This is a genomic window from Halanaerobium saccharolyticum (assembly GCF_004362045.1).
GTDB classification, from domain to species: Bacteria; Bacillota; Halanaerobiia; order Halanaerobiales; family Halanaerobiaceae; genus Halanaerobium; species Halanaerobium saccharolyticum_C.
This window is the reverse complement of sequence record NZ_SNWX01000009.1, coordinates 89,073-98,587: the sequence shown is the minus strand read 5'-3', so window position 1 is coordinate 98,587 and position 9,515 is coordinate 89,073. Positions and strand designations below refer to the sequence as shown.

The following is a 9,515-nucleotide window of genomic DNA, read 5'->3' as shown; positions in this document are numbered from 1 at the left end:
AGGGGGAGGGATTCCTGCATTTAATGCAGATTTCTAACCTGACAACCATGATAACTATTAATATTTTTAAAAAAACTATTAGATTTGACGTAACGCAGAAATTTAAAGGAGGTCTTAAAATGCCAAAAGACTTTTCGGTTGGTGATCGAGTCGAGTTTAAAAAAACTCATCCCTGTGGGGGGAAGAACTGGAAAATTTTAAGAGTAGGCATGGATTTTAAAGCAAAGTGTGAGACCTGTGAACGAGTAATTATGCTTTCAAGAAATAAATTTGAAAAAAGCGTTAAGAAAAAACTTTAGTTATTAGGAAGGAAGATTAATTAATGAAAATAGGTATTGTTGGACTGCCTAATGTAGGTAAATCAACTCTTTTTAATGCATTAACAGAGGCAGGTGCTGATGCAGCAAATTATCCTTTTTGTACGATAGATCCTAACATTGGGGTTGTACCTGTACCAGATGAGAGGTTGGACTGGCTGGCTGAAAAATATCAACCAGAAAAGAAAACGCCGACAGTGATTGAATTTGTTGATATTGCTGGACTAGTAGAAGGTGCAAGCAGGGGAGAAGGACTGGGCAATAAATTTTTAGCACATATCAGAGAAGTAGATGCAATAGCCCAGGTAGTACGCTGTTTTGATGATGAAAATATAACTCATGTTGATGGTGAAATATCTCCCGATAGAGATATTGACATCATAAATACAGAATTGATGATGGCCGATCTGGCTCAGGTAGAAAAACGACTGGAAAAAGCCAGAAAACAGGCCAAAAGTGGAGACAAAGTTTATGTTAAAGAAGTATCTGCACTGGAGAAAATTGCTGGAGCTTTAGAAGAAGGTAAAAACATTCGTCAGTTAGAGCTTGCCGAAACTGGAGAACGCCTGGTTAAAGAATTACAGCTCTTAAGTGCTAAACCAATAATTTATCTGGCAAATGTAAATGAAGAGGACATAAATACCGGTCAAAATGAACTGGTCAAAGATGTAAAAACACATGCTGAGAGAGATGGAGCAAAAGTAGTAGAAATAAGTGCTAAAATCGAATCTGATATTGCTGAACTGGATGAGGACGAAAAAGAAATGTTTTTAGATGAGCTGGGGCTCAATAATTCGGGGCTGGATCGAGTAATTAAAGCCGGTTATGAATTATTAAATCTGCTTACTTTCCTGACAGCAGGGGAACAGGAATGTAGAGCCTGGACAGTAGAAAAAGGTTCCACAGCACCTGAGGCGGCTGGAAGAATTCACAGTGATATGGAAAAAGGATTTATTAGAGCAGAAATTGTTAGTTTTGAGGATTTAAAGCGGGTAGGTTCGATGGCCCAGGCCAGAGAAGAAGGGTTGTTAAGACTGGAAGGAAAAGATTATATAATGCAGGACGGAGATGTGTGTCACTTCAGGTTTAATGTCTGATCTTATTTGAGTTATAATTTACACACAATCTCCATTGACGGCTTCAATAGATAGCTGATTATTAATTATTTGAACTCCCTTCGGTCAAACAGCAAATAATTTTAACATAATCAGCTATATTTCAGCCTATTCCAATTGAAGTTGTAAATTATAACTCAAATAATCTAGTTGGTATAAAGCTTTAAACACTGATTTTTCTAATGTTTCTGTGTAATGTAGTTATATTTTGAAAAATCTTTTCGCATTTAATTTCCAAAAAAATCTACTTCGATTGAATTCATAAAATAAAGTGCTGATAATCTCTTGATAATATATTCCAAAAAAATTACTTCGATTGAATTCACAAATTAAACTACTGATAATCTCGTTTTAATATATTTCAGCCTGATCAAAGTTAGGATAAAACTATGATTAAAAAATTGGATCAAAAATTATTTTTAAAAATATATAATTTTACGCAGAAACGATCCAGGCTGGCAGCGGCAGCAGTTTTGATTACTAATTTTTCCTCTAAGTTCTTTTCAACTATCTATTTTGCTGCAGCAGTCTGGCTTATTTATACTAATGATGCAGGGCTAAAGCAGTTTGTTTTTGCTCCGGCAGTAGTGTATTCGCTGGCAAAAATCATTCCCTATCTATACAATCGAAAACGACCTTTTGCAGATTTAAAGGTCCAGAGTCTGGTTGAACAGAGAAATGATCATTCTTTTCCCAGCACTCACAGCAGCAGTTCTTTTATTATTGCACTGGCCTTTTTAAATCTTAATCTTTTAGCAGGGCTAATACTTCTTACTGCTGCTACTGCAACAGCTCTCTCCAGAGTAATGGTCGGAGTACATTATCCTCTAGATATTGTGGGAGCTGTAACAATAGCCTTTACAGTCCATTTTATAGTGATAAGTTTTGTTTAAATTTCAAATCAGCTCATGTCAAATTCCAGAAGGAGGTAGAATTTTGAAGAAAAAATTACCTGTCGGCATTGATGATTTTAAAAACATAAGAGAAGAAAACTATTATTATGTTGATAAATCACTTTTTATTAAAGAAATAATAGATGACGGAGCCCAGGTGATTCTTCTGCCTCGACCTCGCCGATTTGGAAAAACATTAAACCTGTCAATGTTAAAATATTATTTTGAAAATAATGAAGAAGATTATAGTTATTTATTTAAAAATCTAAAAATAAAGCAGACAGCGGAAGAATATCTTGCTAAACAGGGAAAATTCCCAGTAATAAATTTGACTTTTAAAGATATTAAAGAAAACAGCTGGCCCCAGGCCGAAATCAAGCTAAAAAGAATGGTAGCCCGTGAATTTAAAAGACATAAGTACCTTCTGGAGAGTGATGTTCTGGATCAATATGATAAGGAATTTTTTCAAAAGATATTATCTTTAAAAGCAGAAAATGCATTTTATGAAGAATCATTAAAAGATTTATCTGATTACTTAGCAGCCTATCATCAGGAAAAAGTTATTATCTTGATTGATGAGTATGATCAGCCTATTCAGGCGGCTTATTATAATAATTATTATGATAAAATGATAAATTTTATGAGAAATTTTTTAAGTGCAGGTTTAAAAAACAATCTTGCTCTGGAAAAGGGGATATTAACCGGTATTTTACGGGTGGCTAAAGAGAGTATTTTTTCTGGTTTAAATAATCCTGTAGTTAGTACTTTACTGGATAATGAATACAGCAAATATTTTGGTTTGCTAGAAAATGAGATTAAAGAGTTATTTAATTATTATGCTCTTGATTTTCAATTTGAAGATCTAAAAAACTGGTATAATGGGTATTATTTTGGTGAAAATATTATTTATAATCCCTGGTCAATAATTAATTGTCTCAGAAGAGAAGGCGAAATCGAGCCTTACTGGGCCAATACCAGCAGCAATGATATAATTAAAGATTTAATAATTAATAGTGAGAGTGAGGTCAAAAAAGACCTTGAAATTCTATTAAAAGGAGATACAATTAATAAAAAAATTGATGAGAATATTATTTTTTCAGAAATAGATAAAAAAGTTAATATTATCTGGAGTTTTTTGCTTTTAAGTGGGTATTTAACTTTTGTAGAAAAAGAAAGAAGAGAAATGTACCTTTATTGTGATCTGAAAATACCAAATAAGGAAATAAGATATATTTTTGAAAATATTATTACTCAATGGTTTGAAGAAAATCTCAGCAGCCAGAAATTAAATATTTTACTGAAAAGTTTATCATGCTTTTGTGCTTGGGCTTTTACTTAATTTAAAAGATAACTATCAGATTAAATCAAATAGAGAAAGTGGATTTGGGCGTTATGATATTATGATAATTCCCAGGAACAGAGAAAAGTCCGGAATTATTATCGAATTCAAAAAAATTAGTTCAAATAAAGAAGAAGCTCTGGAAAAGGCAGCAGCCGAAGCTTTAGAGCAGATAGAAAGAAAAAAATATGAGCAGGAGTTACTTAGAATTGGAGTTAAGAGGATTATAAAAGTTGCAATTGTGTTTTCTGGTAAAAAAGTTAAAATTAGAGAAGCTTAACCTGATTTTTAGTGAAAGCTTGATTGGTGTTAGTTTATTATTTTAAATTTCGACAAAAAACGACAAGTAAACGGTAGGTGTACGTAAAATAAAACTTGAATTTTAAGCTGAGAGCTGTTATAATTTAGATTGGTTAAAAATCCATGCTCTGCTAGCAGCAGGGCCATTAGTCCGTGTGGAGGAGGTGAATGTAAATGGAAGCAAGAAAAAGAGATTATGAAACAACTTTTGTACTTAAACCAGATCTTGAAGATGAAGAAAAACAAACTATCCTTCAGCGTGTAAAAGATGCTATTTCAGATCATGAAGGAGAAGTAACCGAGGTTGATGCCTGGGGTAAGAAGCAGTTAGCATATGAGATTAAAGATTATCGTTCTGGTGATTATACAATCTTAGAATTTAATGCTAAAACCACTGTAGTTAATGAGTTAGAAAGAATCTTTAAGATTATGGATGGTGTAATTCGTTATTTAGTAGTTAGAAATGATGCATAATATAAATTTAGGTGGTGAATACTCTTGTTAAATAGAATTGTTTTAATCGGCCGCCTGACACGAGATCCTGAACTTCGCTATACCAGCAATGGAACTCCAGTTTGTAATTTTACACTGGCAGTAGAAAGAAATTATACTAATCGTGATGGGGATAGAGATGTTGATTTTATCAACATTGTAACCTGGCGGGGTCTGGCGGAAAATTGTGCCCGTCATCTCGGAAAAGGTAGACTGGTTGGAGTTGATGGATCCTTACAGATTCGTAAAAGTGAAAACAACAACAGAACTTATATAAATCCTGAAGTTAACGCCGATAATGTGCGTTTTCTGGACTTCGGCAGCAGTAATAGCCGCAGTAATAATCAGGGACAGGCTCAAAAAAGTCAAAATAATAGTGATCAGCAGCAAAATAAATCTGCTCAGCAGAATAAGAAAAAGGAGCAGGACGATTTTGATGCTCAATTCGATGATAATTTTGATGCTGATGATTTTGATGTACCATTTTGAGCGAGTCGTTGCAATTTGAAAAGAATTGCCTAATATTATAACGAATATTAGAACTAAAAACTGAATCAGTCAAATGAGAGAGTAACGTCTTGAAGGGCTGTCGTTAATACTCCGAATTGCATTGATTTGATTAAGCGGATTAATGTAATAAGCTCGGTGAAGTCGGGTGAGAGTTACCGTAATTATACGAAAGTTATCTTAGTAGGATAATGTAACCTATAGCTCGGACGCCTGTAAAATTCATATGATAAGTATGTGGTAATTAGCCACTGACGAACCTCTGAAAGTACGGGTCTACAGCACGAATAACTAGAAATGGTTATCTCAGCAAAGTCTGAGGTATGTGAGGGTGAGTAAGATTAGAATGTATGAAAATCCTTATACATTTAAAGGATGTATTAAACATACAGGCTCATAGGAGGTATTTAACTGAATAATTAATTTCAGGATAAGTTTTTGGAACGATGAAAACCAACAGCATGGAGAGCTTAATATCTTTGAAGTGTAGATATGGAAAAGAATTAATTTCTATAACATATCATTATGTTGGTGATAGTGGTGGCACAGTACTGACGAAATTCTGATAATAAGGAATGGAAGGATAGCCACTAGTCATATTTTTAACTATCAGATATTTCATTTAAAATAAGGTTCTTGTAAGACTAATAGAGGCAAAAACCTTCTCGGTGGAAGGTGAATAACCGACTTATGACTGCTTTGAAAGAAGTTTGTGTAGAGAATAAGAAGAACAAATTGAAACACAATGAATATTATGGAACTCAAGAAATGTTTGATAAACTATATGAGAGAAGTAAAAAAGGTCATAAATTCAAAAATCTTTTTGAGAAAATAACTTCAAGAGAAAATATTTTATTAGCATATAGAACCATAAAAAATAATACTGGTAGTAAAACTAGTGGTTTAAATAATAAAACAATAACTGATATAGCTCAATGGAACACAGAATATATAATAGAATATGTTAGAAATAGACTAGAATATTATATTCCTCAACCAGTAAGAAGGGTTTATATACCGAAACCAGATGGTAGGAAGAGACCTTTAGGAATTCCAACCATTGAAGATCGGTTAATACAACAGTCAATAAAACAGGTTTTAGAAGCTATTTGTGAAGCTAAATTCTATAATCATAGTTATGGATTTAGACCAAATAGAAGTACCAAACATGCTATTGCAAGATGTATGAGATTAGTTAATAGGTCTAAACTGTATTTCACTGTTGATGTTGATATCAAGGGTTTCTTTGATAATGTTGATCATGGGAAATTAATGAAACAATTATGGACCATGGGAATACAAGATAAAAATCTCATATCAATTTTAGGTAGATTATTAAAAGCTGAAATTGAAGGAGAAGGTATTCCAACAAAAGGAACTCCTCAGGGTGGAATTATTTCACCCTTATTGGCCAATGTAGTTCTCAATGAACTGGATTGGTGGATTAGCAATCAGTGGGAGACATTCAAAACAGACCATAATTATAATAATGATAGTAATAAGTATAGAGCCCTTAAGAAAAGCAATATGAAACAAATGCATATTGTAAGATATGCAGATGACTTTAAAATATTTTGCAAGGATTATGAAACAGCAAGCAAAATAAAAATTGCGGTTTGTAAATGGTTGAAGGAAAGACTTAATCTTGAAGTTAGTAAAAAGAAGACTAAAATTACTAACTTAAAATCTAGTTATTCAAAATTTCTTGGAATAAAATTCAAAGTGTTTCAGAGAGCAAATAAATATATAATAAAATCTAGAATAACAAAAGAAACAAAAAGTAGATTAGCATACAAATTGAAGAAACAAATTAAGGTAATACAAAAAGAAAACACTCAAAAACAAATTGCAAAACTCAATTCAATGATTTTAGGTATGCAAAACTATTATTCAATGGCAACATTAGTTAGCCATGATTTTAGAGAAATTGCCTTTAAAGTTAATAGAGCTTTAGAAAATAGACTTTGGGCGAGTTTAAGTGAAAAAGGTAATGAGTCTAACTTATACAAAAAATTATATTCGGAATATAATTCAAAACCTTATTATGTAGCTGGATTAAGAATATTTCCGATTTCAGCTGTAAAAACAGATCCTCCTATGAACTTTTCACAGGAAATTTGCGATTACACTGTAAAAGGAAGAAAGAAAATCCATAAAAGGTTGAAAAATGTTTCACCATATATATTAAATTATTTAGTTGAGAATCCTATCAAGGGTGAAACAATTGAATATAACGATAATAGGATTTCCAGATATTCAGGACAGAATGGATGTTGTTATATTACAGGTAAACCTTTATTAATTGGAGATATTGAATGTCATCATAAAAAACCCCGCTGTAAAGGGGGGAAAGATAATTATAGAAATTTAATCTTAATTTCTAAAAACATTCATAAGTTAATCCATGCTAAAAACCAAGAAACTATTCAGAAATACTTAAATAAGGTAAATAAAATGTATTTTGATGACAAAGCCTTGAGTAAGCTAAACAAATTTCGCTCAAAAGTAGGAAATGAATGTATCAAAATAGTTTAAAAACGTGATGGAACGCCGTATGAGTAGGAAACTCTCGTGTACGGTGTGAAATGGGGGAAAAGTTGGAGATAATATCAAAAACTTACCTATCATTATAAAAAGGAGGTAAATTTTAATGCCTAGAGGTAGAAATAAGTCATGCCATTTTTGTGCAAATGAAGATAAAAAAATAGATTATAAAGACTTAAGAACTTTAAATAGATATCTTACAGATCGTGGAAAAATCATGCCGCGTCGTGTAACAGGAAATTGTTCCAAACACCAAAAATTGATTACAAAGGCAGTAAAAAGAGCTAGATCAGTTGCTTTACTGCCCTATGTAAAAGAATAAGTATTTAATTGGGGAGGCAAAATCTATGATGGCGCCTCCTTTCTTTAATAATAGCTGTCATTTTTGTCGGTAGATGAGGTGATAAATTAAATGGATATTAGAAGATATAAAGACAGTATTAGAACTCTGGCCTACATAATTTTACTGACTGCAGTAAATTATTTTATTCCGTTTTTATCGATGGCAGTTATGATACTCTGGCCGGTCCCAATAGTATATCTTGTTCAGAAAAAAGAAAGCAGTAGTGTAATTGGAGTAATTGTGATAGCTGCTTTAATAAACGGATTATTATTTGGAACTGTTATGGGTTTGATGACTGTAATTGGTTTTGGACTGGTGGGTTTTGTAATTGGTAATGTGATTAAAGAGAGAGTATCTCCTTTAAAAACGATAATTATAGCTGTGATTACAGTAATAATTTCACAGGGCCTGATATTTTATGTTTCTTCGGGAATGCTCAATTTAAATTATCAAACTCTCCTGCAGCAGGCAGTAGAGAGTTTAAGCAGCGAATTTGATCAGCAGTCTGTGGAACAGCTAATTACGGCCCAGATGAGTTTAATTAGAATGATTTTTCCAGCCCTGCTCGCTATTTCTGCAAGTATAACCGGTATTTTAAATTATTATGTTTCAGCCTGGTATTTGAGAAGAAAAGGCTTAAATATAGAATTATATAAAGCGGTCAGTAACTGGTATTTTCCCCGCTGGATAGTTTCACCTTTGATTGTGATTTCTCTTTTGTTAACTTCGAATCCGATTTTTTTGAATATCAATATTTTTATGTTTTTCCTGGCATTTCTACAGGGCTTTGCAGTTTTAATGTATTATTTGTCGCAAAAAAGCAGTTCTTTTTTACTTAAATCTTTTTTGATTTTTTTAATTTTTATTTTTCCACCTGTTCCAATTATCCTTGTTTTAATGGGATTATTGGATATGTGGTTTAATTTCAGAAAGCAGACCAATCAACCTGGTTAAAATGACTGAGGAGGTAAAAAATTATGAAAGTAGTATTAACAGAAGATGTTAAAAAATTGGGTTCTAAAGGTGATGTTGTAGAGGCAGCTGATGGTTATGCCCGCAATTATTTAATGCCGCGCGGCCTGGCAGTAGAAGCAACACAGCAGAAAATTAAAGAATTAAAAGAAAAAGAAGCAAAGAAAAATCGCCTGGAATCTGAAAAAAGAGAAGATGCTCAAAAGTTGAAATCTAAATTAGAATCAGAAAAATTTGTAATCAAAGTTAAGGCCGGAGATAACGGTAGATTATTTGGCTCAGTAAATACCAAAGATATTGCCGAAGCAGCCGCCGCTAAAGGTTATGATATTGATAAGCGGAAGCTTGAACTTGATGATTCTATTAAGTCTTTAGGTATGCATACTGTAGAAGTAAAATTATATGATGATATATCAGCTAATTTAAAGATTAATATAAAAGAAAAGTAAATAAAATATGAAGCTCAAACATTAGCTCAAGCTTATTTATGTTTGAGCTTCTTTAAATTTATTGTCTATTATATCTTTTTTTGTTTAGTTTTAAATTTATGCAGGAATTTTTAATTTGATGACGAATTAAATATATAAGAGATTAAAAGGAAAAAGATTTTTTTAATACTTTTGAAAACGCTTTCAAATTACTAAATAATCAAATAAAAGACGTCCTATGTCAAGTTAAAAATTTCCATGGTAG

Annotated in this window: 11 protein-coding genes; all 11 read left to right on the top strand. The window is 32.3% G+C overall.

Features of this window, described 5'->3' with window-relative positions:
- Nucleotides 1–119 precede the first annotated feature (119 nt).
- Nucleotides 120–299 carry a DUF951 domain-containing protein gene (locus DFR79_RS07575; RefSeq protein WP_133514902.1) on the top strand — a complete coding sequence of 60 codons (180 nt, stop codon included), beginning with the start codon at nucleotides 120–122 and terminating at the stop codon, nucleotides 297–299.
- Between the two features lie 23 nt (nucleotides 300–322).
- Nucleotides 323–1,414, top strand: a complete 1,092-nt coding sequence (gene ychF / locus DFR79_RS07570) for a redox-regulated ATPase YchF (RefSeq protein ID WP_133514901.1) — start codon at nucleotides 323–325, stop codon at nucleotides 1,412–1,414.
- Nucleotides 1,415–1,821: 407 nt separating this feature from the next.
- Nucleotides 1,822–2,325 (top strand): phosphatase PAP2 family protein, encoded by a 504-nt coding sequence (locus DFR79_RS07565; protein ID WP_133514900.1) that lies wholly within the window; start codon nucleotides 1,822–1,824, stop codon nucleotides 2,323–2,325.
- A 43-nt stretch (nucleotides 2,326–2,368) separates the two neighbouring features.
- A complete protein-coding gene (locus DFR79_RS07560) occupies nucleotides 2,369–3,664 on the top strand; it encodes an AAA family ATPase (RefSeq protein ID WP_208107512.1) in 1,296 nt (431 codons plus the stop codon).
- Nucleotides 3,645–3,944 carry a PD-(D/E)XK nuclease domain-containing protein gene (locus DFR79_RS16235; RefSeq protein WP_208107511.1) on the top strand — a complete coding sequence of 100 codons (300 nt, stop codon included), beginning with the start codon at nucleotides 3,645–3,647 and terminating at the stop codon, nucleotides 3,942–3,944. The genes DFR79_RS07560 and DFR79_RS16235 overlap by 20 nt, the downstream gene beginning before the upstream one ends.
- Before the next feature lie 194 nt (nucleotides 3,945–4,138).
- A complete protein-coding gene (rpsF, locus tag DFR79_RS07555) occupies nucleotides 4,139–4,438 on the top strand; it encodes a 30S ribosomal protein S6 (RefSeq protein WP_133514899.1) in 300 nt (99 codons plus the stop codon).
- 24 nt (nucleotides 4,439–4,462) lie between these two features.
- On the top strand, nucleotides 4,463–4,945 hold the full coding sequence (locus DFR79_RS07550) for a single-stranded DNA-binding protein (RefSeq protein ID WP_133514898.1): 483 nt from the start codon (nucleotides 4,463–4,465) through the stop codon (nucleotides 4,943–4,945).
- Between the two features lie 708 nt (nucleotides 4,946–5,653).
- A complete protein-coding gene (ltrA, locus tag DFR79_RS07545) occupies nucleotides 5,654–7,498 on the top strand; it encodes a group II intron reverse transcriptase/maturase (protein WP_133514897.1) in 1,845 nt (614 codons plus the stop codon).
- 115 nt (nucleotides 7,499–7,613) lie between these two features.
- A complete protein-coding gene (gene rpsR, locus DFR79_RS07540; RefSeq protein WP_005489213.1) occupies nucleotides 7,614–7,829 on the top strand; it encodes a 30S ribosomal protein S18 in 216 nt (71 codons plus the stop codon).
- A 90-nt stretch (nucleotides 7,830–7,919) separates the two neighbouring features.
- The gene (locus DFR79_RS07535) at nucleotides 7,920–8,804 is read left to right on the top strand and encodes a DUF2232 domain-containing protein (RefSeq protein WP_133514896.1); all 885 of its coding nucleotides are present in this window, start codon (nucleotides 7,920–7,922) and stop codon (nucleotides 8,802–8,804) included.
- 23 nt (nucleotides 8,805–8,827) lie between these two features.
- On the top strand, nucleotides 8,828–9,271 hold the full coding sequence (rplI, locus tag DFR79_RS07530) for a 50S ribosomal protein L9 (protein ID WP_133514895.1): 444 nt from the start codon (nucleotides 8,828–8,830) through the stop codon (nucleotides 9,269–9,271).
- The last annotated feature ends 244 nt before the right edge of the window (nucleotides 9,272–9,515 follow it).